At 71.4% G+C, this 23979-nt stretch carries 27 protein-coding genes and 1 pseudogene; 20 read left to right on the top strand and 8 right to left on the bottom strand.

Features of this window, described 5'->3' with window-relative positions:
- On the bottom strand, positions 1 to 829 hold an 829-nt coding region (locus AN216_RS25715), incomplete at its 3' end, for a hypothetical protein (RefSeq protein WP_170843231.1).
- A 33-nt stretch (positions 830 to 862) separates the two neighbouring features.
- Positions 863 to 2089, bottom strand: coding sequence for an acyl-CoA dehydrogenase family protein (locus AN216_RS25710; RefSeq protein WP_070199122.1), 1227 nt, complete (start codon positions 2087 to 2089; stop codon positions 863 to 865).
- A 145-nt stretch (positions 2090 to 2234) separates the two neighbouring features.
- On the opposite strand from AN216_RS25710, the gene AN216_RS25705 reads away from it, so the two are divergent.
- The 7 genes from AN216_RS25705 (at position 2235) to AN216_RS25680 (ending at position 8681) form a co-directional block, all read left to right on the top strand.
- Positions 2235 to 2879 (top strand): TetR/AcrR family transcriptional regulator, encoded by a 645-nt coding sequence (locus tag AN216_RS25705; protein WP_070199121.1) that lies wholly within the window; start codon positions 2235 to 2237, stop codon positions 2877 to 2879.
- A gap of 201 nt (positions 2880 to 3080) precedes the next feature.
- Positions 3081 to 4319, top strand: a complete 1239-nt coding sequence (locus AN216_RS25700; protein WP_070199120.1) for a MurT ligase domain-containing protein — start codon at positions 3081 to 3083, stop codon at positions 4317 to 4319.
- A gap of 20 nt (positions 4320 to 4339) precedes the next feature.
- Positions 4340 to 5068, top strand: a complete 729-nt coding sequence (locus tag AN216_RS25695) for a type 1 glutamine amidotransferase (RefSeq protein WP_070199119.1) — start codon at positions 4340 to 4342, stop codon at positions 5066 to 5068.
- Positions 5069 to 5269: 201 nt separating this feature from the next.
- Positions 5270 to 6238, top strand: a complete 969-nt coding sequence (locus AN216_RS25690) for a cytochrome c oxidase assembly protein (protein ID WP_070199118.1) — start codon at positions 5270 to 5272, stop codon at positions 6236 to 6238.
- A 65-nt stretch (positions 6239 to 6303) separates the two neighbouring features.
- Entirely contained in the window at positions 6304 to 6462 is a 159-nt protein-coding gene (locus tag AN216_RS29510) for a hypothetical protein (protein ID WP_170843230.1), read from the top strand.
- Positions 6463 to 6720: 258 nt separating this feature from the next.
- Positions 6721 to 7479, top strand: a complete 759-nt coding sequence (locus AN216_RS25685) for a lysophospholipid acyltransferase family protein (protein WP_070199117.1) — start codon at positions 6721 to 6723, stop codon at positions 7477 to 7479.
- Positions 7480 to 7730: 251 nt separating this feature from the next.
- Positions 7731 to 8681, top strand: a complete 951-nt coding sequence (locus AN216_RS25680) for a M28 family metallopeptidase (RefSeq protein ID WP_070199116.1) — start codon at positions 7731 to 7733, stop codon at positions 8679 to 8681.
- Between the two features lie 222 nt (positions 8682 to 8903).
- Here AN216_RS25680 and AN216_RS25675 read toward each other — a convergent pair whose 3' ends face one another.
- Complete coding sequence (locus AN216_RS25675; RefSeq protein WP_070199139.1) at positions 8904 to 9200, bottom strand: type II toxin-antitoxin system Phd/YefM family antitoxin; 297 nt, start codon at positions 9198 to 9200, stop codon at positions 8904 to 8906.
- An 82-nt stretch (positions 9201 to 9282) separates the two neighbouring features.
- Here AN216_RS25675 and AN216_RS25670 point away from each other — a divergent pair, with 82 nt between their 5' ends.
- The 3 genes from AN216_RS25670 (at position 9283) to AN216_RS25660 (ending at position 10829) form a co-directional block, all read left to right on the top strand.
- Positions 9283 to 9918 (top strand): ATP-dependent Clp protease proteolytic subunit, encoded by a 636-nt coding sequence (locus tag AN216_RS25670; protein ID WP_070199138.1) that lies wholly within the window; start codon positions 9283 to 9285, stop codon positions 9916 to 9918.
- A 5-nt stretch (positions 9919 to 9923) separates the two neighbouring features.
- Entirely contained in the window at positions 9924 to 10232 is a 309-nt protein-coding gene (locus tag AN216_RS25665) for a hypothetical protein (RefSeq protein ID WP_070199137.1), read from the top strand.
- 99 nt (positions 10233 to 10331) lie between these two features.
- Positions 10332 to 10829: a DUF6328 family protein gene (locus tag AN216_RS25660; RefSeq protein ID WP_107402102.1), complete on the top strand. Its 498-nt coding sequence runs from the start codon at positions 10332 to 10334 to the stop codon at positions 10827 to 10829.
- On the opposite strand, the pseudogene AN216_RS29840 reads toward AN216_RS25660, so the two are convergent.
- Positions 10811 to 11002: pseudogene (locus AN216_RS29840) on the bottom strand (8-amino-7-oxononanoate synthase); the annotation flags it as partial. The gene AN216_RS25660 and the pseudogene AN216_RS29840 sit on opposite strands and share 19 nt — an antisense overlap.
- Here AN216_RS29840 and AN216_RS25655 point away from each other — a divergent pair.
- Positions 10920 to 11456, top strand: a complete 537-nt coding sequence (locus AN216_RS25655) for a DUF6328 family protein (protein ID WP_070199135.1) — start codon at positions 10920 to 10922, stop codon at positions 11454 to 11456. The pseudogene AN216_RS29840 and the gene AN216_RS25655 overlap by 83 nt on opposite strands.
- On the opposite strand, the gene AN216_RS25650 is transcribed toward AN216_RS25655, so the two are convergent.
- Positions 11438 to 12604, bottom strand: coding sequence for an 8-amino-7-oxononanoate synthase (locus tag AN216_RS25650; protein WP_070199115.1), 1167 nt, complete (start codon positions 12602 to 12604; stop codon positions 11438 to 11440). The genes AN216_RS25655 and AN216_RS25650 overlap by 19 nt on opposite strands.
- Before the next feature lie 173 nt (positions 12605 to 12777).
- On the opposite strand from AN216_RS25650, the gene bioB reads away from it, so the two are divergent.
- The 3 genes from bioB (at position 12778) to bioD (ending at position 16034) form a co-directional block, all read left to right on the top strand.
- Positions 12778 to 13845 (top strand): biotin synthase BioB, encoded by a 1068-nt coding sequence (gene bioB / locus AN216_RS25645; protein WP_070199114.1) that lies wholly within the window; start codon positions 12778 to 12780, stop codon positions 13843 to 13845.
- Positions 13838 to 15229 (top strand): adenosylmethionine--8-amino-7-oxononanoate transaminase, encoded by a 1392-nt coding sequence (locus AN216_RS25640; protein WP_079166996.1) that lies wholly within the window; start codon positions 13838 to 13840, stop codon positions 15227 to 15229. Before bioB ends, AN216_RS25640 begins: the two co-directional genes overlap by 8 nt.
- 79 nt (positions 15230 to 15308) lie before the next feature.
- Positions 15309 to 16034 (top strand): dethiobiotin synthase, encoded by a 726-nt coding sequence (gene bioD / locus AN216_RS25635; RefSeq protein ID WP_070199113.1) that lies wholly within the window; start codon positions 15309 to 15311, stop codon positions 16032 to 16034.
- Positions 16035 to 16114: 80 nt separating this feature from the next.
- On the opposite strand, the gene AN216_RS25630 is transcribed toward bioD, so the two are convergent.
- Both AN216_RS25630 and AN216_RS25625 read right to left on the bottom strand, forming a co-directional pair.
- Positions 16115 to 16486, bottom strand: coding sequence for a fic family toxin-antitoxin system, toxin component (locus AN216_RS25630; protein WP_070199112.1), 372 nt, complete (start codon positions 16484 to 16486; stop codon positions 16115 to 16117).
- Positions 16483 to 16719 carry an antitoxin gene (locus AN216_RS25625; protein WP_070199111.1) on the bottom strand — a complete coding sequence of 79 codons (237 nt, stop codon included), beginning with the start codon at positions 16717 to 16719 and terminating at the stop codon, positions 16483 to 16485. Before AN216_RS25625 ends, AN216_RS25630 begins: the two co-directional genes overlap by 4 nt.
- A 249-nt stretch (positions 16720 to 16968) precedes the next feature.
- On the opposite strand from AN216_RS25625, the gene AN216_RS25620 reads away from it, so the two are divergent.
- The 6 genes from AN216_RS25620 (at position 16969) to AN216_RS25595 (ending at position 23494) form a co-directional block, all read left to right on the top strand.
- Complete coding sequence (locus tag AN216_RS25620) at positions 16969 to 18315, top strand: hemolysin family protein (protein ID WP_070199110.1); 1347 nt, start codon at positions 16969 to 16971, stop codon at positions 18313 to 18315.
- Positions 18312 to 19331 carry a hemolysin family protein gene (locus AN216_RS25615; protein WP_070199109.1) on the top strand — a complete coding sequence of 340 codons (1020 nt, stop codon included), beginning with the start codon at positions 18312 to 18314 and terminating at the stop codon, positions 19329 to 19331. Before AN216_RS25620 ends, AN216_RS25615 begins: the two co-directional genes overlap by 4 nt.
- A gap of 79 nt (positions 19332 to 19410) precedes the next feature.
- Positions 19411 to 20196, top strand: a complete 786-nt coding sequence (locus tag AN216_RS25610) for an SGNH/GDSL hydrolase family protein (RefSeq protein WP_070199108.1) — start codon at positions 19411 to 19413, stop codon at positions 20194 to 20196.
- A 10-nt stretch (positions 20197 to 20206) separates the two neighbouring features.
- A complete protein-coding gene (gene purB / locus AN216_RS25605) occupies positions 20207 to 21637 on the top strand; it encodes an adenylosuccinate lyase (protein ID WP_070199107.1) in 1431 nt (476 codons plus the stop codon).
- Complete coding sequence (gene mug / locus AN216_RS25600) at positions 21634 to 22185, top strand: G/U mismatch-specific DNA glycosylase (protein ID WP_070199133.1); 552 nt, start codon at positions 21634 to 21636, stop codon at positions 22183 to 22185. The genes purB and mug overlap by 4 nt, the downstream gene beginning before the upstream one ends.
- A 157-nt stretch (positions 22186 to 22342) precedes the next feature.
- Entirely contained in the window at positions 22343 to 23494 is a 1152-nt protein-coding gene (locus AN216_RS25595) for an ROK family transcriptional regulator (RefSeq protein ID WP_070199106.1), read from the top strand.
- A 17-nt stretch (positions 23495 to 23511) separates the two neighbouring features.
- Here the strand turns inward: AN216_RS25595 and AN216_RS25590 are convergent.
- The coding region (locus tag AN216_RS25590) for a UTRA domain-containing protein (protein ID WP_139141002.1) at positions 23512 to 23979 on the bottom strand (468 nt) is incomplete at its 5' end.

Here is a 23979-nt window from a genome sequence, read left to right as displayed (position 1 = left end):
AGGCGGCGCCACGGGCGGTGACCAGGAGATAGCGCCGTCGGCGCGCGTCGAGATGACGCTGGGTGTCCCAGCCGCGTGCCTCGAGTTCCCGTGCGCAGGCGAGCAGTTGGTCAGCCGGATCGGTGTCGCCCGCACGACGGCGCGCCCCTGGTTCGTCGTACGCGGCACCGCACGTCGCCGGCCGCCACTCGACCCGTACGGCTGTGGTGTCGGGGGTGCCGGGGTCACGGGCGACCCGGTAGCCGGAGCGCACGCGGCGTCCGTCGGCACGTACGACCGAAGGGGGCAGGCCGGCGGCTTCCAGGGTGAGCGCGACCGCGTGCACGGGCCGCCGGCGCTCCCACTCAGCGGGGACGGCCAGCGGGTCGGTCGGTGGATCGGTCGGTGGATCGGTCGGTGGATCGGTCCGGGCGTCGCCCAGCGGGACGACCGGATCCGCGGCGGTGACGCGTCGGATCTCCAGCAGCGCCCGCCACGCCTGCCGCGCACGGGCCGCCACGGCGGGGGTGTCCGGTTCCGGGCCGTCGCCGGTACGCGGGACGAAGCCGCTATCCGGTGCCGAGACGGACGGCAGCACCGAGGCGGCGGGCCGCTCACCCGCGTGCTCCGGCAACCGCTCCCGCAGGGCGCGGCCGTGCCACGTGAGGTAGCAGCCGCCCAACCGGCCGTGGGCCTGGGCGAGTCCGCGCGCGGTCAGCGCCCGCAGCGTCGGCGCCGCCGCACGCACCGCCCCGGTGACCGGGTCCGCGGTCGCCACTGCCCTACGCTGAGCGGGGGTGAGCTCGGCGACAGGCGACGGCTCCTGGGAGGCCCGCTTCCTGGCTGCCATGCTCACCTCCGCTGCGTGGCGAGCCGAGTCGGCTCAGCGAATCGTCGTCCCCGAGATCGTACGGGCGATGACGAGCCGCTGGATCTCGCTGGTGCCCTCGAAGATGCTGTAGATGGCCGCGTCCCGGTGCATCCGCTCGACCGGGTACTCGCGGGTGTAGCCGTTGCCACCCAGGATCTGCATGGCCTGCGCGGTGACCGACTTGGCGGTCTCGCCCGCGTGCAGCTTGGACATCGAGCCCTCGGCGGAGTCGAACGGCTTCCCGCTCGCCGCCATCCAGGACGCGCGCCACACCAGCAGCCGAGCGGCGTCGACCTGCGTGCGCATGTCTGCCAACTGGAAGGCGACTCCCTGGTTGTCGATGATCGGACGTCCGAACTGCACGCGGGTCTTGGCGTAGTCGAGAGCGACCTCGTAGGCCGCGCGGGCGATCCCGACCGCCTGCGCGGCGACGGCCGGGCGGGATGCCTCGAACGTCGCCATGGCGGCGTTCTTCACCCGCTCACCGCCCTTCTTGGCCCGCTCCCGGGCGCGCGCCAACCGCTCGTCCAGCTTCTCCTTGCCTCCGAGCAGGCAGTGGCCGGGCACGCGTACGCCGTCGAGCACCACCTCGGCGGTGTGCGAGGCGCGGATACCGTGCTTCTTGAACTTCTGCCCCTGCGCGAGGCCGGGGGTGTCCGGCGGGATGATGAACGACGCGTGACCCTTGGAACCCAACTCCGGGTCCACGACGGCGACCACGACGTGTACGTTGGCGATCCCCCCGTTGGTGGCCCAGGTCTTCGTGCCGTTCAGCACCCACTCGTCCGCGGCCTCGTCGTACACGGCGCGGGTGCGCATCGCCGCGACGTCGGACCCGGCGTCCGGCTCGGAGGAGCAGAAAGCGGCCACCTTGACGTCATCGGCGTCGCCGTACATCTGCGGAATCCAGGTGCCGATCTGTTCCTCGGTACCGTTGGCGAGGACCCCGACCGCGGCGAGTCCGGTGCCGACGATGGACAGGGCGATGCCGGCGTCCCCCCAGAAGAGTTCCTCCATGGCCATCGGGATGCCGAGCCCGGTGGGGTCGAAGAACTGCTGGGCGTAGAAGTCCAGCGAGTACAACCCGATCTTCGCGGCCTCCTGGATGACCGGCCAGGGCGTCTCCTCACGCTCGTCCCATTCGGCGGCCGCCGGCCGGATGACGTCTGCGGCGAAACCGTGAATCCAGTCCCGTAGGGCCTTCTGGTCCTCGTTGAGGTCGAATGCGAACTCCGACATGACGACTGCCCTTCCCACCTTGTTACTTTCGGTAACACGCAGTCTGTTACCAGCCAGTAGGGCGTGTCAACTCCTCGGCGGGGTCACATCCCGTGATCGGGCGGGTGCTACGTTGCGCGACAGCAGACCTCAGGGAGGCACAACGATGGGCAGCACACAGCAGGACGACCGACCCAGCGCCACCGAGCGCCGGCGTGGTGAACTGCTGGAGGCCGCGGACCGGGTGGTGCTCCGCGACGGCCCGGAGGCGTCGATGAACGCCATCGCCGCCGAGGCCGGCATCACCAAGCCCATCCTCTACCGGCACTTCGGGGACAAGAGCGGGCTGTACCGCGCCCTCGCCGTACGGCACACGGACGCCCTGCTGGACTCCCTGCGCGCGGCCCTGGACGCTCCGGCCGACCGCAGGACCCGGCTGGAACGCACCCTGGAGACCTACCTCGCCGCGATCGAGTCACGCCCCCAGGTCTACCGCTTTCTCATGCACCCGGCGGAGAGCGGTCCGGCCGCCGACAGCGGCTTCGACATCGGCCGACACACCGCTCCCCTGCTCCGCCGCCTGGGCGAGGAACTGGCAGAGGTCATCTCCGAACGCCTCGACCCGGGTACGGACGACGTGGCACAGGCCCGGGTCTGGGGGCACGGCATCGTCGGGATGATGCACGCGGCGGGCGACTGGTGGCTGCGGGAGCGCCCCTGCGCCCGGGCGGAGTTGGTACGGCAACTCGCCGATCTGCTGTGGGGCCGACTGGCCACCTCACCGAACCGGCCACAGGGTCCCGGCTTCTGACCGGGCGGCCGAACAGCCGCCGCAACGGGGGCACTCGGCACGGCCTGGGATGATACGAGAGGGCGTTCGGCACCCACGCGGGCCGGCCGTCGGCGGCGCCCGGGCACACTGCGAGCCGGACGGCACACGCCATGATTCGGGAAGCGGAGACGGTCCTGGATAGGCTGGTCTTCCACCAAGGGGCAAGGAGGAACAAGGACGATGGCAGGCAACACGGAGCCGCTGTCGCCACGGTCGAAACTAGCCGTGACGGCGGGCAGAGCCGCGGCGGCGGTCTCCCGGGCCGCAGGCCGTGGCAGTGGATCGGTGATCGGCGGCAAGGTGGCGCTCAGACTCGACCCGGACCTCCTCGCCCGGCTGGCCCAGCATCTGGACGTGGTCCTGGTGTCGGCCACCAACGGCAAGACGACGACCACCCGGTTGATCGCCGAGGCGCTACGGGCCAACGGCGGCGTCGTCTCGAACGCGCTCGGTGCGAACATGCCCGCCGGGATCACGTCGGCACTCGCCGGCGGCTCCGACTCGCAGTACGCCGTGATCGAGGTGGACGAGAAGTACCTCGCCGGAGTGGCGAGGGACGTGACCCCGAAGGCGATCGCGCTGCTCAACCTCTCCCGGGACCAGCTCGACCGGGCCGCCGAGACCCGGATGCTAGCCGAGCACTGGCGGGAGGGTCTCTCCTCGTCGAAGGCGACCATCATCGCGAACGCCGACGACCCCCTGGTGGTGTGGGCCGCCTCCTCCTCCCCCAACGTGGTGTGGGTGGCCGCCGGCCAGGAGTGGAAGGACGACGCCTGGTCCTGCCCCTCCTGCGGTGGCGTGCTTCAACGGCCGGGCGACGACTGGGTGTGCGGCGACTGCGGCTTCCGCCGTCCGGTCCCCAGCTGGGCCCTGCACGGGGACTACGTGCTGGACCCGCACGGTTCGTCCTGGCCCATCCAGCTGCAGCTGCCCGGGCGGGCGAACAAGGCGAACGCCACCACCTCGGCGGCGGTCGCCGCGTCTTTCGGGGTCGCTCCGCAGGTGGCCTTGCAGCGGATGTACACGGTCGCGGCCGTGGCGGGCCGGTACGACGTGGTGGCCTACGAGAACCGGGACATCCGGCTTCTGCTGGCCAAGAACCCGGCGGGCTGGCTGGAGACCTTCTCGCTGATCGACCCGCCGCCGGCGCCGGTGATCCTCGCGGTGAACGCGCGTGGCGCCGACGGCACCGACACCTCCTGGCTCTGGGACGTCGACTACTCCCGGTTGGCGGGACATCCGATCCGCGTGATCGGCGACCGCCGACTGGACCTGGCCGTACGCCTGGAGGTCGCCGGCGTGGACTTCCAGGTGTGCGGGAGTGCGCAGGAGGCCGTCGCGACCTGCCCGCCAGGACGTATCGAGGCCATCGCGAACTACACGGCGTTCCAGGACCTGCGTCGCGTCGTCGGCAACTGACCCACAGGAGAAGAGCGAGCATGGCTGACACGAATCTGCGCCTGGTCTGGGTCTATCCCGACCTGTTGAGCACCTACGGCGATCAGGGCAACGCGCTGGTCGTTGAGCGGCGGGCACAGCAGCGCGGGCTGGCGGTGGAGCGGATCGACGTACGCTCCGACCAGGCCATTCCCACCTCGGCGGACATCTACCTGATCGGTGGTGGCGAGGACCGACCCCAGCGGCTGGCGGCCGAGCGACTGCGCCGGGACGGCGGCCTGAACCGGGCGGTGGACAACGGCGCGATCATCTTCTCGGTGTGCGCCGGCTACCAGATCATGGGCCACGAGTTCGTCAACGATCTCGGGGAGCGAGAAGCCGGCCTCGGACTCCTCGACGTGACCAGCGGGCGGGGCGGCGCGGAGCGTTGCGTGGGCGACGTGCTGGGCGACATCGACAGCAGGCTCGGGCTGCCGCAGCTGACCGGCTTCGAGAACCACCAGGGCGTGACCCAGCTGGGGCCCACCGCCCAACCGCTCGCGCGCGTACGGTTCGGCCACGGCAACGGCACCGGGGACGGCACCGAGGGCGCGTGGAACGACACGGTCTTCGGCACCTACATGCACGGCCCGGTGCTGGCCCGTAATCCGCTCATCGCGGACCTGCTGATCAAGTTCGCGCTGGATGTGAACGCGCTGCCGGCCGTGGACGACCGCTGGTACGAGGCGCTGCGAGCGGAGCGGATCGCCGCGGCCACCCAGCCGGCCTGACGGCGCCGCCGGGCGGCGACACCGTGCGTGCCCCCGCCCGGCACGGTCCGCCAGCCGCGCGGGGGCACGCACGGCATGTGCGCCTGTGGGCGCCCGCGGGCTCGCCCGGTCGGCCCCGAAGCGGACCCCAGGAGGCAGACCGCCGCTGGGGGCGACCTACTCTTGGTGCGGGCAGATCGTACGAAACCCGGGAGTGCGCGGATGGATCACGGCGGAGCCGGCATGATGGACCTGCCGCCCTTCACCCTCGGGCGTGGGCTGGCGTTCAGCGCCGAACCGTTCTTCCTGACCGGCTGCCTGCTCGCGCTGGTGCTCTACGGCTGGGCGGTGGTCCGGCTGCGCCGACGGGGGGACGCCTGGCCCGTGCACCGCACCCTGGCCTTCGTGTTCGGCGTGCTGACCGTCGCGCTGGTGATGTGTACGGGGCTGAACGACTACGGCATGGTGCTGTTCAGCGTGCACATGGTGCAGCACATGGTGATCAGCATGCTGTCGCCCATCCTGCTGTTGCTCGGCGCTCCGGTGACGCTGACACTGCGCGCGCTGCCCCCGGCCGGCCGGGGGCGCACCGGCCCGCGCGAACTGCTGGTGTCGCTGCTGCACAGCCGCTACGTGCGGGTGATCTCGCACCCGGTCTTCACGCTCCCGCTGTTCATCGCCAGCCTGTACGGGCTGTACTTCACGCCGCTCTTCGACTTCCTCATGGAGTCGACGGTCGGGCATCTCGCGATGATGGTGCACTTCCTGCTGGTGGGTCTGGTCTTCTTCTGGCCGATCATGGGAGTGGACCCGGGCCCGCACCGGCCCGGGTACGTGATGCGGATGCTGGAGTTGTTCGTGGGCATGCCCTTCCACGCCTTCTTCGGGATCGCCCTGATGATGGCGTCCGAGCCGATGGTCGGCACGTACGCCCATCCGCCCGCCTCGCTGGACACCACGGGCCTGGCGGACCAGACGCTGGCTGGGGGCATCGCCTGGGCCTTCAGCGAGATCCCGTCCCTGCTCGTGCTCCTCGCGTTGCTCATCCAGTGGTACTTCTCCGAACAGCGTCAGGCCCGGCAGCGGGACCGGGCCGCGGACCGGGACGGTGACCAGGAGCTGGCGGCGTACAACGCCTACCTGGCCTCGATGTCCTCCCACGGCGGTAGCGCGGCGGGCCGCCGCGGGTGACGATGGTGTTCCGGGTGCGTCCCCGGTACGAGCGCCCGGTGCGTCCACGGGAGGAGGCTTCTCGGATGACTGGGTCAGCCAAGACCTTGACGGCGTGCACGCTGGGCGGACTGGTGGTGGCGACCGGGTACACGGTGGCTCTGGGGGGCAGCGGCTTGTTGTGGCTCGCCTGGACGGTGTTGGGCTTGGTGACGGTGGGCGTGTTCCTGAGCCGGGGTGCCTGACGGTCCTTCCACGGCGATACGTGCACGGTCTCCGGTGCCCAGCCGCACGGGCGGCGGGGGACAACGGCGGTGACCGACCGGTAGGTGCTTACAACGCGGCGTGGGCGTGCCTACACTGACACACTCCTGAACCGAACAACCTACCGAACTCCGCCCCGTCACCGCCCGAACCACCTGCTGAAGAGGCTGTCACCGCAAGGGATCGAACAGCCTTGGTGCCACCCCGCCCGGAGCCGTCCGGCGGATTGAGGATCACTCGTGTTCTATTACCTGCTGAAGTTCGTGTTCCTCGGACCGCTTCTGCGGCTGCTGTTCCGGCCACGTATCGAGGGGCTGGAGAACGTCCCGGATGAGGGGGCCGCGATCATCGCGGGTAACCACCTCTCCTTCTCCGACCACTTCCTGATGCCGACCATGCTGCGGCGTCGTATCACCTTCCTGGCGAAGTCCGAGTACTTCAACGGCCCTGGCCTCAAGGGCCGGCTCACCGCGACCTTCTTCCGCAGCGTCGGGCAGATACCGGTCGACCGGTCCGGCCGCGGCGCGGCACAGGCCGCCATCCAGGAAGGGCTCGGGGTGCTCGCCAAGGACGAGTTGCTCGGCATATATCCCGAGGGCACCCGGTCACACGACGGCAGGCTGTACAAGGGGCGGGTGGGCGTCGCCGCCATGGCGTTGGGCGCGGGCGTGCCGGTGGTGCCCTGTGCGATGGTCGGCACCTTCGAACTCCAGCCACCCGGCCGGAAGATGCCGCGACTCGGTCGGGGCGTCACGATCCGCTTCGGCGCGCCCCTGGACTTCTCGCGTTACGCGGGCATGGAGGAGCAGCGCCCAGCGCTGCGAGCGGTCACCGACGAGATCATGTACGCGATCCTGCAGCTCTCCGGGCAGGAGTACGTCGACCTGTACGCCCCCGACGCCAAGGCCGCGCAGTCCGGGCAGGCGACGCGGGGCCGGGGTCGTACGGAGGGCACGGTGGCTCCGGAGGTGACCGGCGAGAGCGGGAGCGGGGCGTGACGCCGCGCGTTCCAACCGTCGTGGCTGTCCTGGCGCTCGCCTGACCCGCAGACTGGCTGCCGCGGCTGCGTGGCTGGCGGACAAGGCGCCTCGACCTTCGTCCTTCCACCGCCGCCCGCGAGCGTCCGGGATCGTTCGGCGGGAGGCGGCGTCCGGGTGGCCGACCTTGACTCTCCACACCAGGGGCACGATTATCATGTGCGCGTCAATCGCTCCGCGCCAACCCCCACAGATATCGGAGCCCTCAGCCCATGGTGATCCGCACATTCAAGCGCCGTACCGTCGTGGCCACCGTCACCGGCACCGCGCTCGCCGCCTCCCTGCTCACCGTCGCAGGCGCGCAGGCCAGCCCGGACGAGCAGGCCGCGGCACCCGACATCCCCGTCGAGAACGTACAGCAGCACCTCAGCGAACTGGAGGCCGTGGCCGAGGCGAACGGCGGCAACCGCGCCCACGGACAGCCCGGCTACAAGGCGTCCGTTGACTACGTCAAGGGGAAGCTCGACGCCGCCGGCTTCAAGACGAGCGTGCAGGAGTTCCAGGAGGGTGGCAGCACGGGGTACAACCTCGTCGCCGAATGGCCCGGCGGCAGCGGGGACGACGTCCTCATGGCCGGCGCCCACCTGGACTCCGTCGCCGACGGGTCGGGCATGAACGACAACGCCACCGGTTCGGCGGGGCTGTTGGAGGTCGCGCTCGCGGTCGCCGAGGGTGACCTCAAGCCGTCCAAGCAGCTTCGGTTCGCCTGGTGGGGAGCCGAGGAGCTGGGCCTGGTGGGCTCCAGCCACTACGTCAGCGAACTTCCGGAGGCCGAGCGCGCGAAGATCGGCGGCTACCTGAACTTCGACATGATCGGCTCGCCGAACGCAGGCTACTTCGTCTACGACGACAACGCGGAACTGGAGAGCGTGTTCACCGACTGGTTCGCGACGAAGGACATGAAGACCGCGCCGGCCGAGGAGTCCGACGGACGCAGTGACCACGCGCCGTTCCAGGACGCGGGCATCCCCGTCGGGGGCCTCTTCACCGGCGCCGGCGCCACGATGACGGAGGAACAGGCGGCGCAGTGGGACGGAAAGGCCGGCGAGCCGTTCGACGCGTGCTACCACTCGTCCTGTGACGACTCCTCGAACGTCAACGCCAAGGCGCTCGACCTGAACACGGACGCGATCGCGCACGCCGTATGGGAGCTCAGCTCCTGAACCGAGCAGCGCAGCCACGCGACTGAAGCGCGCACCACCGCACCACCGCACAAAAGTCCGCGGGACAGGACTCGGCCCGGCCACCAACTCGGTGGCCGGGCCGAGTCGTTCCCGCGGCCCCCGGCCTGGCCGGAGACGCACAACGACCCCACCCCGGCCGCACACCGGTCGGAGGAGTCATCGTGCCGCGCCACCGAACGGCGGCACGGCACGACGCAGGGCTCACTCCGGCCGCCGACGCTCGGCACTCCCGGGGTCCCGATGCTCCGCCGCGATGCCGAAGCGGCGCCGTTCGCCCGGAGCGGACGGCAGCTCACGGACCGTGGAGACCGTGCTGACCACCTCGTCCGACTCCGCCTCTCGCAGCGCGTCGAGACGCTCCAGGTCAGCGGCCGACACCAGCCCCACCAGCGGCCTGCCGTGGCGGGTGACCACGACGCGCTCGCCGCCGTACACGACACGGTTGATCAGCTCGGCGAGCTCGGCGCGGGCTTGCGTCACAGGAATCTCGTAGGCCATGCTCCCCAGCATATCGTCATGTACGTCCTGTACATTTTTTACAGGAGCAGTCGGCGACCGACGAGAGGTGCAGATCATGCCCATCCCCAGCCCCAGCGCCCGATACGTCCTGCCGGAGTTCACGGAGCGCACCAGTTCCGGCAGTCGCACGATGGACCCGTACTCCAAACTGCTCACCGAGCGGATCATCTTCCTCGGGACCCAGATCGACGACACCGCGGCCAACGACGTGATGGCACAACTGGTGCACCTGGAACACGCGGCTCCGGACCAGGACATCTCGCTCTACATCAACTCCCCCGGTGGTTCCTTCACCGCGATGACCGCGATCTACGACACGTTGAGCTTCGTCAGCTGTGACATCGAGACCGTCTGCCTCGGCCAGGCGGCCTCCGCCGCCTCACTGCTGCTGACCGCCGGCACCCCCGGCAAGCGGCTGGCCCTGCCGAACGCGCGCATCATGATCCACCAGCCGGCACTGGCGCAGACCATCGAGGGGCAGGCGGCCGACCTGGAGATCCAGGCCAACGAGATGCTGCGCACCAGGGAGCTGATGGAGGGGATGTACGCCCGCCACACCGGCCAACCGCCCGCACGTATCCGGGCGGACCTGGAGCGGGACACCTTCTTCGGGCCCGAGGAGGCGATCGCGTACGGCCTGATCGACCGGCTCACGGTCGGACGCAAGCCCGGCGTGACCAACCCACTGGCCGCGTGACGCCGATGCTGCCACCGGAACTGCCACCGCTCCCCGCGCTGACCCGCGCGGAGGGCGAGGTCATCGACGCGTATCTGGCGGTGCTCGACCTGCTCGGCAGGGTCAATCCCGCGCGTGGCCGGGACACGTACGCGGCGCTACGCGCGGCGCAGGCGCTCCCCGGGCGGGTGACGGAACTGCGCGAGGCGCTGACGCGCATGCACGAGCGCGGCGAACGGGAAGTACACGCGCCGGTCATGGCGCGGGCGCTGCGGGTGCTGGACGGCGAGCGGCGGGCCGGCTTGTTGGCCGTGCCCCCCGCTCGACACGACTGATCCCTGGATCATCCCGTGTCCGCCCCCGGGCACGCGGCACACCCTCATCCGGCCGGCGGAGCGGGACTGAACGACGCCCGGGACGGTAACCCGAGGGGAATGAAGGGCCGCAACGAGACGCCGGACGAGCGGGACGACCGGAACTTCGTGGAGCTGCTCCAGGAGCTCAGGGTCATCCAGACCGGCGTGCAAATCCTCTTCGCCTTTCTGCTCACCCTGGCCTTCACGGCCCGCTTCCCGGAGTTGGACGGCTATCAGCGCGCCACTTACCTGGCCACGCTGCTGCTGTCGGTGCTCGCCGCCGTCCTGTTCACGGCGCCCGCCGCGCTGCACCGAGCCATGTTTCGGCGGGGGGCCAAGCGGTTGATCGTGGACGTGTCCTCCCAGCTGGCGGCTTTCGGTCTCGGCGTGTTGGCGCTGGCGTTGGCCGGGGCCGTGATGCTGGTGGTGGACGTCGTCCTGGGGCGGCTCGCGGGTATCGTCACGGCGGCGTCGGCGCTGCTGGTCTGCACGGGGGTGTGGGCGATGCTGCCGTGGTCGCTCCGGCGCGGTCAGTACCAGGCCCCGCCCGTCGTACGTCACCGGAATGACGTCTGACCGACCGGCGCGGTGCGTACGAGCGTCGTGACCGCCCCGTCGAGTTGCTCCACGGTCAGGTCGGCGCGGGCCGTCAACCGCAGCCGAGCGATCCCGTCCGGCACCGAGGGCGGTCGGAAGCAGCCGACGGACAGGCCGGCAGCGCGGCAATCAGCCGCCCAGCGTAGCGCGNACTTCGTGGAGCTGCTCCAGGAGCTCAGGGTCATCCAGACCGGCGTGCAAATCCTCTTCGCCTTTCTGCTCACCCTGGCCTTCACGGCCCGCTTCCCGGAGTTGGACGGCTATCAGCGCGCCACTTACCTGGCCACGCTGCTGCTGTCGGTGCTCGCCGCCGTCCTGTTCACGGCGCCCGCCGCGCTGCACCGAGCCATGTTTCGGCGGGGGGCCAAGCGGTTGATCGTGGACGTGTCCTCCCAGCTGGCGGCTTTCGGTCTCGGCGTGTTGGCGCTGGCGTTGGCCGGGGCCGTGATGCTGGTGGTGGACGTCGTCCTGGGGCGGCTCGCGGGTATCGTCACGGCGGCGTCGGCGCTGCTGGTCTGCACGGGGGTGTGGGCGATGCTGCCGTGGTCGCTCCGGCGCGGTCAGTACCAGGCCCCGCCCGTCGTACGTCACCGGAATGACGTCTGACCGACCGGCGCGGTGCGTACGAGCGTCGTGACCGCCCCGTCGAGTTGCTCCACGGTCAGGTCGGCGCGGGCCGTCAACCGCAGCCGAGCGATCCCGTCCGGCACCGAGGGCGGTCGGAAGCAGCCGACGGACAGGCCGGCAGCGCGGCAATCAGCCGCCCAGCGTAGCGCGGCGGCGGCGCTCGGGGCGGTGACGGAGACCACCGCGGCTCGCGGTCGTCGGGCCGGCAGCCCGGCTCGACGAAGACCTTCGTACAGCCGCTCCGCGGCCTGCCGGGAGCCTGCCGCCCGCGCCGGCTCACGACGCAGCAGACGCAGCGCGGCGAGCGCTGCTCCAGCGGCGGCGGGCGCCAGTCCGGTGTCGAAGATCAGCGTACGGGCCGTGTTGACGAGGTGTTCGATGATCCTCACCGGCCCGAGCACGGCGCCGCCCTGGCTGCCGAGGGCCTTGGACAGCGTGACCGTGACCACCGTGTCCGGCCGCCCGGACAGGCCGCCGGCGTAGGCGCTTCCGCGACCGCCCGCACCGAGCACGCCGAGGCCGTGGGCGTCGTCGATCAGCAGCCCCGCGCCCTGTTCCCGGCACACCCGCGCGAGCGCGGCCAGTGGAGCGGCGTCGCCGTCCACCGAGAAGACCGCGTCGGTCACGGCCAGCGCCGGGCCGCGGTGTGCCGCGAAGAGCGGGCCGGCGGTCTCCGGCTCCGCGTGGGGCAGTACGACGGTGCGGGCCCGGGAGAGGCGGCAGCCGTCGATCAGCGAGGCGTGGTTGCCCGCGTCGGAGGCCAGCAGCGTGTCCGGGGTGCTGAGCGCGGTGACGGCGGCCAGATTGGCGGCGTACCCGGAGGAGAGGACGAGCGCCGCCTCGAAGCCGCAGAAGTCCGCGAGTTCGGACTCCAGGACGGCGTGCAGCCCAGTGGAGCCGGTGACGAGCCGGGACCCGGTGGCGCCCGCTCCCCAGTGACGCGCGGCCCTCGCGGCGCCCTCGGTCACCTCCGGGTGCCGTGCGAGACCGAGGTAGTCGTTGCTCGCCAGATCCAGCAGTGGGGAGTCGGCGTCCCGGGGCCGAAGCGCGCGTACGAGACCGGCCCGGCGGCGTTCCTCGGCTGCGGCCTCGAGCCACGCGAAGGGTTCCCGGGGCGTTTCGAGCATGGCTGAGCCGTCCTTGGTCGCGGGCCGTTGGCGAAGGAAGGATTTGTTGACAGTCACTAACGCTAACCGCGGTGAAACCGGTGATCAGTGTGGTGATAGCCACATCGACTGAGAGGTATCTTGTGGGTTTCCTCCTTGGCCCTGTCTACCGACGTGGGCGAGTATCAGCTGTCATGGAGCTGCTGAACACACTGGTGGACAACGGACTGCGGGGCGAGTCGCCGACTCGCGCCGAAGCGCTGGCGGTACTTGCCACCCGGGACGAGGACCTGCTCGACGTGGTGGCCGCGGCCGGCCGGGTACGGCGTCAGTGGTTCGGGCGTCGGGTGAAGCTGAACTATCTCGTCAACCTCAAGTCCGGGCTGTGTCCGGAGGACTGCTCGTACTGCTCGCAACGGCTGGGTTCGGCCGCGGACATCCTCAAGTACACCTGGTTGAAGCCCGACGAGGCCGCGGCCTCCGCCAAGGCCGGTGTGGCCGGCGGCGCGAAGCGCGTGTGTCTGGTCGCCAGCGGCCGCGGCCCGACGGACCGGGACATCGCACGGGTCGCGGAGACCATCTCGGCGGTCAAGGAGGGGAACGAGGGTGTCGAGGTGTGCGCCTGCCTCGGTTTCCTCTCGGAAGGGCAGGGCGACCGACTGCGGGAGGCCGGCGCGGACGCGTACAACCACAACCTCAACGCCGCGGAGGCGACGTACCAGGACATCTGCAGCACACACGGCTTCGCGGACCGGGTGGACACCGTCCGACGGGCACGCGACTCCGGACTCTCGCCGTGTTCCGGGCTGATCGCGGGCATGGGCGAGTCGCACGAGGACCTGGTGGACGTGGCCTTCGCGCTACGGGACCTGGACCCCGACTCGGTCCCGGTCAACTTCCTGATCCCGTTCGAGGGCACCCCACTGGCCGGCCAACAGCCGCTGACCCCGCAGGAGTGCCTGCGCGTCCTCGCCATGGTGCGTTTCGTGTGCCCGGACGCCGAGGTACGTCTGGCCGGCGGCCGTGAGGTCCAGCTGCGCTCCCTGCAGCCGCTGGCACTGCACCTGGTCAACTCGATCTTCCTGGGGGACTACCTCACCAGCGAGGGCCAAACGGGGTCCGCGGACCTGGAGATGATCGCGGACGCGGGCTTCGAGGTGGAGGGCGCGGACACCACCACGCTGCCCGAGCACCGTACGAGCGCCGACCGGGTGAGCGTCCGGCGCCGCGGCGCCGGCACGGACCTGCCGCCCAATGCCTGAGCGCCCGGAGTACGAACTGCCCAGGTCCGGGCCGGCCGCGCCCGTACCCTGCGGGCCAGCCCCGCGGGCGCCCGCCGTACCGGAGTTGACTCCGTCCGCGCTGCTGGATCTGGACCGGCGGCACGTCTGGCACCCGTACGCTCCGATGCCCGGGCTGGACGAGCCGCTGCTTGTGGAGTCCGCCGCGGGGGTGCGGTTGACGCTCGCTCAGCCGGTGCGGGGGCACCGGGAACTGATCGACGGCATGTCCTCCTGGTGGGCCGCCATCCACGGATACCGGCACCCGGTGCTGGATCGGGCCGCCGCCGACCAGCTGGGGAGGATGAGCCATGTGATGTTCGGCGGGCTGACGCACGAGCCGGGCGTACGGCTGGCGAAGCGCCTCGTGGACATGACGCCCGAGGGGCTGGAGCACGTCTTCCTCGCCGACTCCGGGTCGGTGTCGGTCGAGGTCGCGGTCAAGATGTGCCTGCAGTACTGGCGCTCTCGCGGCCGGCACCGCAAGACCCGGCTGCTGACCTGGCGCGGTGGCTATCACGGCGACACCTGGCACCCGATGTCCGTGTGCGACCCCGAGGGCGGCATGCACCACCTGTGGTCCGGGACCCTGCCCGGCCAGGTGTTCGCTCCCGCGCCGCCGTCCGGTTTCGACGCCGAGCCGGACGCGGCGTACGTGTCCGAGCTGCGGGGGTTGGTGCGGCGGCACGCGGAGGAGCTGGCCGCGGTGATCGTTGAGCCGGTGGTGCAGGGCGCCGGCGGCATGCGCTTCCACTCCCCCGCCTACCTCCGAGTGCTGCGGGAGGCGTGCGACGAGCACGACGTGCTGCTCGTACTGGACGAGATCGCCACCGGATTCGGGCGTACGGGCACCCTGTTCGCCGCCGGGCACGCGGACGTGACGCCGGACGTGCTGTGCGTGGGCAAGGCGTTGACCGGCGGCTATCTCACGATGGCGGCCACGCTGTGCAGCACACGGGTGGCCGAGGGCATCTCCCGCGGGGAGCTGCCCGTGCTGGCCCACGGTCCGACGTTCATGGCGAATCCGCTGGCCGCCGCGGTCGCGGACGCGTCGATCGGGTTGCTGCTCGAACAGGACTGGGCCGGCGAGGTGCGCCGCCTCGAACGCGGCCTCAGCGAGGGGCTGGAGCCCGCCCGGACCGTCCCGGGCGTGCGGGACGTGCGGGTACTGGGAGCGATCGGCGTGGTGCAGCTGGACCGCCCGGTGGACCTGGTGGCCGCCAGCCAGGCGGCGATACGGGAGGGCGTATGGCTGCGTCCGTTTCGGGACACGGTGTACACCATGCCGCCGTACGTCACTCCGGACGAGGACGTGGCACGCGTCAGTGCCGCGGTGTGCGCGGCCGTCGCGGCCTCGGTCGGATGAGCGGCGGGATCAGAAACGACGGGACCGGGAGCGACGGTCCGCGACAGCGGGGCACGACGGGAAATGGGACGAGGGCGGCATGAGCGTCATGGTGGTGACCGGCACCGGTACCGGGGTGGGCAAGACCGTCAGCGCCGCGGCCCTGGCGGCCACGGCGCTACGGACCGGCCGCAGCGTGGCGGTGCTCAAGCCGGCGCAGACCGGCGTCGCCCCCGGCGAGCGAGGCGACGCGGCCGAGGTCGTACGGCTGGCGGGCGACGGGGTCTCGGCGCTCGAACTGGCCCGTTTCCCGGAACCCCTGGCCCCGGCGACGGCAGCCCGGCGGGCGACCCTGCCGGACGTCGGCGCGGCGGCGGTGGCCAGCGCGGCGGCGGAACTGAGCGAGCGGCACGATCTCGTGCTGGTCGAGGGTGCGGGCGGGTTGCTCGTACGCCTCGACTCCGACGGTTCCACGCTCGCGGACGTGGCACGGCTGCTCGAGGCCCCCGTCCTGCTGGTGGCGGCAGCGGGGCTGGGCACGCTGAACGCCACCGCGCTGACCGCCGAGGCACTGGACCACCGCGGTCTGTCCTGCCCGGGCGTGCTGATCGGCGCGTGGCCGAGGGACCCGGATCTCGCCTGCCGGTGCAATCTCACCGACCTCCCGGACGCCGCCGGCGTGCCGCTGGTCGGGGCGCTCCCCGAGGGCGCGGCAGGCATGGCACCGTCCGCCTTCCGGGCCAGCGCACCGGGCTGGCTGGCACCGGGGCTGGGCGGTACGTGGTCGGCCGTCGACCCGGCGGTGGTCCACGAGCCGGTGGCGTGAGAGCGCGGGGCCCGGCCGCGGAGGGGCTGAACCCGCGCACCACCACCGAGGCGGGTCAGTACCACCACCGCCGAGCGGGGTCACAGGCTCCAGGTGCGCAGCTCGTCCGCGATGGCGTACACGTCCGCGGTGCCGTCCTTGACCAGCCGGGCGAGGTCGCGGATCTGCTCAGGCGAGGTGACCACCTTCAGGCCGCTCGCGACCAGGTAGGCGTATCCGACGGCGGAGGCGAACAGAGCGTTCGTACGCTCCAGGGCGGGCACGTGGAGCAACAGTTGGAGCAACGCCGCGGCGCGCTCGTACGGGTCGGTGTAGATCGGGCGGTCGAATATCGCCGCCTCGTGTCGGCTCACGGCGGCGACGAGGGCGCCGTAGTCGGTGACGTGTGGGTCCCCCGGTGTCTTCTCCTCGGCGAGGATCAACAGCCAAGCGAGGTCGATGCGGAGAGTCACGTACGCTTGCGACCTTCGCTCTCCCGGCTGCCGAACTCCTCGGCGAAGACGGAGGCGTAACTCTTCATGAAGTCGGCGGCGGCGTCGACGAAGGTGTGTCCGACCTCGCCCGCGTCCCGCTCGACGAGTTCCTCGATGTAGCGGTTCACGCTCACACCTCTCTGCAGAGCTCGCTCGCGAGCGGTGTCCGCGGTCGTCTCCTCCACCCGGACGTTCAGCTGTGTCTTTGCCACACCTCAACGCTAGCGCCAACACGCTAGTGGGACAAGCCCTCGGGAGCGCCGTACGGTCCGGGACCACCCCGGAAGCACACGTACGTACCGGCAGGTGGGCGGGCGAGTGCTTTTGCGGACCCTTTACTATGAACAGCGTCGCACGATCCCTTCAGAAAGGTGTGAGCGTCCGCCCATGGACGACCCTCCAAGTAGCAGCCATCGAGCGCCCCGCCGCCTCCCAGCCGACCATGGGACGGAGGTGACCCGATGACCGAGGTGCTGTTGCTGTTCGTCGCGCTGCTACTCGCCCTGGCTTGTGGCGCCTTCGTCGCGGCGGAGTTCTCCCTCACCACAGTCGAACGCAGCGAGCTCGAGAACGCCGTGGACCGGGGTGAGCGGGGCGCGGCGAGCGCCCTCAAGGCCGTCACCTCGCTGACCTTCCAACTCTCCGGTGCCCAACTCGGCATCACGGTCACCAACCTGGTCATCGGCATGCTCGCCGAGCCCTCCATCGCCAAGCTGATCGCCGGGCCGGTGGAGGCGGTCGGCGTACCACCGTCCTCCGCGTCGTCCATCGCCCTGGTCCTCGGTACGGCCATCTCCACGGTGGTGATCATCGTCCTCGGCGAGCTGGTGCCGAAGAACTGGGCGATCTCCCGCCCGCTACAGGTCGCCAAACACGTCGCCACCCCGCAACGGGTCTTCACCAGTGCCTTCCGGCCGCTGATCCGGCACCTCAACAACAGCGCCAACCGGTTGCTGCTCCGGCTCGGACTGCAGCCCACCGAGGAGCTGGCCTCGGCCCGCTCCCCGGAGGAACTGATGGCGTTGGCCCGGCACTCCGCCCAGGAGGGCGCGCTGGAGGAGGACACCGCCGACCTGTTCGTCCGCACCCTGCACCTCGCGGAGCTGACCACGGAGAACGTCATGACGCCCCGGGTCCAGGTCACCGCGCTGGAGGTGCAGGCCACGGCCGAGGACGTGGCCAACGCCACGCGGGCGACCGGCCTGTCCCGGTTCCCGGTCTACCGCGGCAGCCTGGACACCGTCGTGGGCATGGTGCGGATCAAGGACGTGCTGCCGGTACCGGCGGACCAGCGCCCGCGCCAGTCGGTGACGACACTGATGCGGGAACCGCTGCTGGTGCCCGAGTCCCTCACCGTGGATCGGTTGCTGGACCGGATGCCCGGTGGGGACCGCAGCATCGCCGTGGTCATCGACGAGTACGGCGGCACCGCCGGCGTGGTCACCCTGGAGGACATCGTCGAGGAGGTCGTCGGAGAGGTACGCGACGAGCACGACCCGATGGAGACCCCGGACCTGGCCCCGCTGGGCACGGACGCCGAACGGCGCCGACTGGTCGACGCGGACGGCGCGGCTCGGATGGACCAGCTGGAGAGGATCGGGCTACGTGTCCCGGAGGGCCCGTTCGAGACCCTCGCCGGACTCATCGCCGCCGAACTGGGCCGCATCCCGGTGACGAGCGACGAGGTACACGTCGCGGGCTGGCGGCTCGAGGTGATGGACGCGACCGGTAGGCGCGCCTCCCGGGTACGCCTGACCTCGCCGCCACCGGGCGAGGAGACCGACGAGGACGAGGAGACTTGGCGATGACCGGCGTCCAGTTGTTCATCGGTATTCTCACGTTGCTGGTCAATGCCTTCTTCGTGGGTGGCGAGTTCGCGCTGATCTCGGTGCGCCGCAGTCAGATCGAGCCCCTGGCGGAGGCCGGCAACCGGCGTGCGCGCAGCGTCATGTGGGGGCTCAAGCACGTGTCCCAGATGCTCGCCACGGCGCAGCTGGGCATCACGCTGTGCAACCTGGTGCTCGGCGTGGTCGCCGAACCGGTGATCGCGCATCTGCTGGAGCCCGTCTTCGAGGCCGTCGGGATGCCGCACGGCCTGGTCCACCCGGTCTCCTTCATGATCGCGCTGGCGGCGGCGACGTACGCGCACATGCTGTTCGGCGAGATGGTTCCGAAGAACATCGCGCTGGCGGAGCCGCTGCGCACCGCGATGCTGCTGGGACCGCCGCTGGTGGCGCTGTCCCGAGCGCTGCGTCCGGTGATCTTCTCGATCAACGCCTTCGCGAACGGCCTGCTGAAGTTGCTGCGGGTGGAGCCGCGGGACGAGGTCGAGTCGACGTTCTCGGATGACGAGTTGGCCCGTATGGTCGCCGACTCCAGTGAGGCCGGCCTGTTGGACGACCGCTCCACCGAACGGCTGCGAGACGCCCTGGAGCTGGGCAGTCGTCCGGTCTCCGAGGTGGCCCGACCACTGGAGCGGGCGGTGACGGCTCCGCTGGGCGTCACCGCCGAGGAGTTGGAGCAGCTGTCGGCCCGCTCGGGCTTCTCCCGGTTCCCGGTGGTGGACGACAGTGGCCGTGCCCTGGGATACCTGCACGTCAAGGACGCGCTCGACGCCCTGCCCCGGGACGAGCCGTTCCCGCAGGCGGCGATGCGTCCGATCGCGCTGGTACGGGAGTCGATGCCGCTGGACGACGTCCTCGGCGCGATGCGCAGCAGCGGCACCCACCTCGCCGCGGTGATCGACGGGGAGGCCCGGGCCACCGGGCTGGTCACCATGGAGGACGTGCTGCGGGAGCTGGTGGGCAGGCCTCTCACTGGCTGATCGGAGGACACGGGGCCGCGGCTGCCCGATGACACCCGGCTACCGGGTGTCATCGGGCAGCGGTTAGTCTGTCGCCCTTATGGGCACTTTCGTCACCCCTCCGAGCAGCTTCGTCGCCGTGGGCGACTCCTTCACCGAGGGCATGTCGGACCTCCTCCCGGACGGTACGTACCGGGGCTGGGCGGATCTGCTGGCCGCCCGACTGGGCGCGCTGACCCCGGACTTCCGGTACGCCAACCTGGCCGTACGCGGGAAGCTGATCGGCCAGATCCGCGCGGAACAGGTCCCACGGGCCGCTGCCATGGAGGCCGGGTTGGTCACCCTGGTCGGCGGGCTGAACGACACGCTGCGGCCGAAATGCGACATGGCCCGGGTGTGCGGACTGCTCGAGGAGTCGGTGGCCACCCTGGCACCCAGCTGCGGCCAGTTGGTCCTGATGCGCAGCCCGGGACGGCGCGGGCCGGTGATGGACCGCTACCGGGACCGGGTGGAGCAGCTGTTCACGGTGATCGACGAGCTGGCGGAGCGCCATGGCGCGCTCGTGGTGGACCTGTACGGCGCGCGGTCGCTCGGGGACCCGCGTCTGTGGGCGGACGACCGGCTGCATCTGACGGACGAGGGGCACCGTCGTGTCGCGGAGGCTGTCTGGCAGCGGTTGGGTCACCCCGCGACGGCCAACTGGGACAGCCCGCTACCGGCCGTGGCTCCCCGCGGCTGGGCGACCCGTCGACGCGCCGACCTCCGGTTCACCCGGGAGCATCTCGTGCCCTGGATCGGGCGGCGGCTCACCGGTCGCTCCTCCGGCGACGGCCGGGCCCCGAAGCGCCCGGACCTGGCCCCGCTGGCCTGCGAGGACACCCCGTAGAATCCCCCGCGTGACTGAGAAGCCGCGCATCCCTAACGTCCTGGCCGGCCGCTACGCGTCCACGGATCTGGCAGTCCTGTGGTCCCCCGAGCACAAGGTGCGGCTGGAGCGGCGGCTGTGGCTCGCCGTGCTGCGTGCCCAGCGGGATCTGGGCATCGCCGTGCCCGACTCCGCGATCGAGGACTACGAGCGGGTGGTCGACGTGGTCGACCTGGACTCGATCGCGGCACGGGAACGGGCCACCCGGCACGACGTGAAGGCACGCATCGAGGAGTTCAACGCGCTGGCCGGCCACGAGCAGGTGCACAAGGGCATGACCTCCCGGGACCTCACCGAGAACGTCGAACAGTTGCAGGTACGGCTGTCCCTGGAGCTGGTGCGGGACCGTACGGTGGCGCTGCTGGCGAGGTTGGGCCAGCTGGCGGGCGAGCACGCCGAGTTGGTCATGACGGGCCGCTCGCACAACGTCGCGGCACAGGCGACGACGCTCGGGAAGCGCTTCGCCAGCGCGGCCGACGAGTTGCTGCCCGCCTTTGAGCGCGTGGAGGACCTGCTGGCGCGCTATCCGCTGCGCGGCATCAAGGGTCCGATGGGCACGGCGCAGGACATGCTGGACCTGCTGGACGGCGACACCGAGAAGCTGGCCGGGCTGGAGCGGCGGATCGCCGAGCATCTGGGTTTCCCACGGGTGTTCACCTCGGTCGGTCAGGTGTATCCGCGGTCGCTGGACTACGACACCGTGACGGCTCTGGTGCAACTGGCCGCCGCCCCGGCGTCGTTGGCTCGCACGATCCGTCTGATGGCTGGCCAGGAGCTGGTCACCGAGGGCTTCCGGGAGGGCCAGGTCGGCTCGTCGGCGATGCCGCACAAGATGAACACCCGCTCCTGCGAGCGGGTGGGTGGCCTCCTGGTCGTGCTGCGCGGCTACGCCTCGATGGCCGGCGAGTTGGCGGGCGACCAGTGGAACGAGGGCGACGTGTCCTGCTCTGTGGTACGCCGGGTGGCGCTACCGGACGCGTTCTTCGCCTTCGACGGTCTGCTGGAGACCTTCCTGACGGTCCTGGACGAGTTCGGGGTGTTCCCCGCGGTGGTCGGCCGCGAGCTGGACCGGTTCCTGCCGTTCCTGGCGACCACCAAGGTGCTGATGGCCGCCGTACGCGCCGGGGTGGGCCGGGAGACGGCGTACTCCGCGATCAAGGAGCACGCGGTGGCCGCCGCGTTGGAACTGCGGGCGGGTGCCGAGCGCAACGACCTGCTGGACAGGTTGGCCGCCGACTCCCGGGTCCCGTTGGAGCGGGACCGGCTGGCGGAGCTGATGGCCGACCGGCTCTCCTTCACCGGCGCGGCGACCCAGCAGGTCTCGGCGGTGCTCTCGCGGATCGAGGAGATCACCGCACGTCATCCCCGGGCCGCCGGCTACCGCCCGGGGGCGATCCTCTGAACCGCCCGACTCGCGAGGAACTGGCGGCGGCCCGCGACCGGCTGGTGCCGGACGTGGGCGGGCCCGGGCTGCGGGTGCTGTTCTGCGGCATCAACCCGGGTCTGTGGTCGGCGGCCACCGGGCACCATTTCGCTCGCCCGGGCAACCGGTTCTGGCCGGTACTGCACGCCGCCGGTTTCACTCCGCGGCGGCTCGCACCGGACGAGGAGGGTGAGCTGCCCGCGTACGGCCTGGGGATCACCAACGTGGTGGCGCGGGCCAGCGCCCGAGCGGACGAGTTGACCCGCGAGGAGTACCAGTCGGGTGGCCGCGTGCTGGCCGCCAAGGTCGAGCGGTGGCAGCCGGGTTGGCTGGCGGTGGTCGGTGTCACGGCCTACCGGAGCGCGTTCGGCCGACGTAACGCGAAGGTCGGGCGTCAGGAGGAGTTGATGGGTGGCAGCGGTGTCTGGGTGCTGCCCAATCCCAGCGGCCTCAACGCGCACTGGAGTCTGGAGTCGATGGCCGCGGAGTACGGGCGGTTGCGGGTCGCCGCGGAGCGTACCGATTGAGCGGGCGCCGGCGTACGCGTGCGTACCCGGCGTTCCCGCTGAGAGCCCGCCGAGAGGCTCCCCCGTATCTCCGCGTTCCTCGCACCGCGTCCGCCCTCGCCCGGTTGGTCCGCGGGGGATACGATCCGCGTCACATCGACGGCCAAGGAGGCGGGCGTTGGGGAGACTCACGGGTGGGGATCCGTCCCTGCTGCGACGGATCAACTCAGCCGTCGTCCTGCGTGCCCTGCGCGGGACCGACCGGCCACCGACACTGACGTTCACCGATCTGGTGGCCGCCACCGGGTTGTCCCGGCCCACCGTGGAAGGGGTGGTGGACGGGCTGCTCGAGACGGGCCTGGTGACGGAGGCCGCGGACGAGCCCGGCGACACCCGCCGTGGTCGTCCCGCGCGACGGTTCCGGTTCCGGGCCGAGGCCGGTCACCTGCTCGGGGTCGAGATCGGCGCGCACCGGATCGCCACGGTCCTGTCGGACCTGACGGGCCACTTCGTCGGTACCGCCACCCGGACGGTCGAGGAGACCGCCAGCGCCGACGAGCGGCTGGAGCAGGTACGGGGCACGGTCTCGGACGTGCTCCGCCACGGGGAGGTGACCCGGGCGTCCCTGCGCGCGGTGGGGGTGGGAAGTCCCGGAACGGTGCAGGCCGACGGTGTGGTGCGACTGAGTACCGCGCTGCCGGGATGGACGGGCCTGCCGCTGGCCGACCGGCTGCGGCGCTCGTTCCGCTGCCCCGTACTCGTGGAGAACGACGCCAACGCCGCCGTGCTCGGCGAACACTGGAAGGGGGCCGCGGTCGGCTCCGGGGACGTGGTGTTCGTCCTGGCCGGGCTGAGCCCGGGCGCCGGGTCGCTGATCGGCGGGCGGCTACACCGGGGCTTCGGCGGGGCGGCCGGGGAGATCGGCGCGCTGCACCTCCTGGGGCGGGAGGCACGGCCGGAACACCTGCTGTCCACGACCGGCGAACCGCTGCATCCGCTGGACGAGGCCGCCGTCGCCCGGGTGTTCGCGCTCGCCAGTGGGGGCGACGAGCAGGCCGCGGAGGCGGTGCGCCGGTTCGGCGGGCGACTGCTGCACGACGTGGCCGCGCTGGTCCTCGCGCTGGACCCGGAACTGGTGGTGATCGGCGGCTGGGCGGCCGGGCTGGACGGCGTACTGGAGCCGCTGCGTACGGAGTTGGCACGCTACTGCCTGCACCCACCCCGCGTGGCCCTGTCCGTCCTCGGCGACGCGGCGATCCCCACGGGCGCGCTGCGGCTGGCGCTCGACCATGTGGAAGAGCAGTTGTTCGCCGTGGAGAGCGCCGGCTGACACGCTCGGAGGGTCAGTCAGCTCGCGAGGGGCAGCGGCTCGGCGTTCCCGAAGGTGAGTCGGCAGGTGTCGGCACGGTACGTCGCCACGCCCACCGCGGCGGTGCGGCCCGCGGCGTAGTACCGCGTGGTCACCACGAGCACGGGCGCCCCGGGCAGTTGGTCGAGCAGCCGGGCGTCCTCCGCCCGCGCCGAACCCAGCTCCACCGCGCGGTCCTGGCCCTCCCACGTCAGCGACCGCAGCTCCGCCAGGACGCGGTGCGCGGAGGCCGTGGCCGGCGCGCTCGCCTCCGCGGCGTCGAGTTGTGCCGGGTCGTCCTCGGTCGGTGATGCCTCCGTGTCGCCCGTGGGGACGTAGAGCACTTCGGCGGCGACCGGCTGTCCCTGGTTGCTGCGGGTACGCCGGACCGCGTGCGCACGGCCGCCGGGCGCCAGCGCGAGCAGCCGGGCCACCGCCGCAGGGGGCGCCGTCTGCGCGTAGCCGTC

It is taken from the genome of Streptomyces oceani, assembly GCF_001751245.1.
Taxonomy (GTDB): Bacteria; Actinomycetota; Actinomycetes; order Streptomycetales; family Streptomycetaceae; genus Streptomyces; species Streptomyces oceani.
Note: the sequence above shows the minus strand (reverse complement) of the source record. Positions and strands in the feature narration are given on the sequence as shown.

What these genes read in the sequence shown, in the direction of transcription:
- AN216_RS25710 (WP_070199122.1), bottom strand. Translation starts at nt 2,089, where the DNA reads ATGTCGGAGTTCGCATTCGACCTCAACGAGGACCAGAAGGCCCTACGG.
- AN216_RS25705 (WP_070199121.1), top strand. Translation starts at nt 2,235, where the DNA reads ATGGGCAGCACACAGCAGGACGACCGACCCAGCGCCACCGAGCGCCGG.
- AN216_RS25700 (WP_070199120.1), top strand. Translation starts at nt 3,081, where the DNA reads ATGGCAGGCAACACGGAGCCGCTGTCGCCACGGTCGAAACTAGCCGTG.
- AN216_RS25695 (WP_070199119.1), top strand. Translation starts at nt 4,340, where the DNA reads ATGGCTGACACGAATCTGCGCCTGGTCTGGGTCTATCCCGACCTGTTG.
- AN216_RS25690 (WP_070199118.1), top strand. Translation starts at nt 5,270, where the DNA reads ATGGATCACGGCGGAGCCGGCATGATGGACCTGCCGCCCTTCACCCTC.
- AN216_RS29510 (WP_170843230.1), top strand. Translation starts at nt 6,304, where the DNA reads ATGACTGGGTCAGCCAAGACCTTGACGGCGTGCACGCTGGGCGGACTG.
- AN216_RS25680 (WP_070199116.1), top strand. Translation starts at nt 7,731, where the DNA reads ATGGTGATCCGCACATTCAAGCGCCGTACCGTCGTGGCCACCGTCACC.
- AN216_RS25675 (WP_070199139.1), bottom strand. Translation starts at nt 9,200, where the DNA reads ATGGCCTACGAGATTCCTGTGACGCAAGCCCGCGCCGAGCTCGCCGAG.
- AN216_RS25665 (WP_070199137.1), top strand. Translation starts at nt 9,924, where the DNA reads ATGCTGCCACCGGAACTGCCACCGCTCCCCGCGCTGACCCGCGCGGAG.
- AN216_RS25660 (WP_107402102.1), top strand. Translation starts at nt 10,332, where the DNA reads ATGAAGGGCCGCAACGAGACGCCGGACGAGCGGGACGACCGGAACTTC.
- AN216_RS25650 (WP_070199115.1), bottom strand. Translation starts at nt 12,604, where the DNA reads ATGCTCGAAACGCCCCGGGAACCCTTCGCGTGGCTCGAGGCCGCAGCC.
- bioB (WP_070199114.1), top strand. Translation starts at nt 12,778, where the DNA reads ATGGAGCTGCTGAACACACTGGTGGACAACGGACTGCGGGGCGAGTCG.
- AN216_RS25640 (WP_079166996.1), top strand. Translation starts at nt 13,838, where the DNA reads ATGCCTGAGCGCCCGGAGTACGAACTGCCCAGGTCCGGGCCGGCCGCG.
- bioD (WP_070199113.1), top strand. Translation starts at nt 15,309, where the DNA reads ATGAGCGTCATGGTGGTGACCGGCACCGGTACCGGGGTGGGCAAGACC.
- AN216_RS25620 (WP_070199110.1), top strand. Translation starts at nt 16,969, where the DNA reads ATGACCGAGGTGCTGTTGCTGTTCGTCGCGCTGCTACTCGCCCTGGCT.
- AN216_RS25615 (WP_070199109.1), top strand. Translation starts at nt 18,312, where the DNA reads ATGACCGGCGTCCAGTTGTTCATCGGTATTCTCACGTTGCTGGTCAAT.
- AN216_RS25610 (WP_070199108.1), top strand. Translation starts at nt 19,411, where the DNA reads ATGGGCACTTTCGTCACCCCTCCGAGCAGCTTCGTCGCCGTGGGCGAC.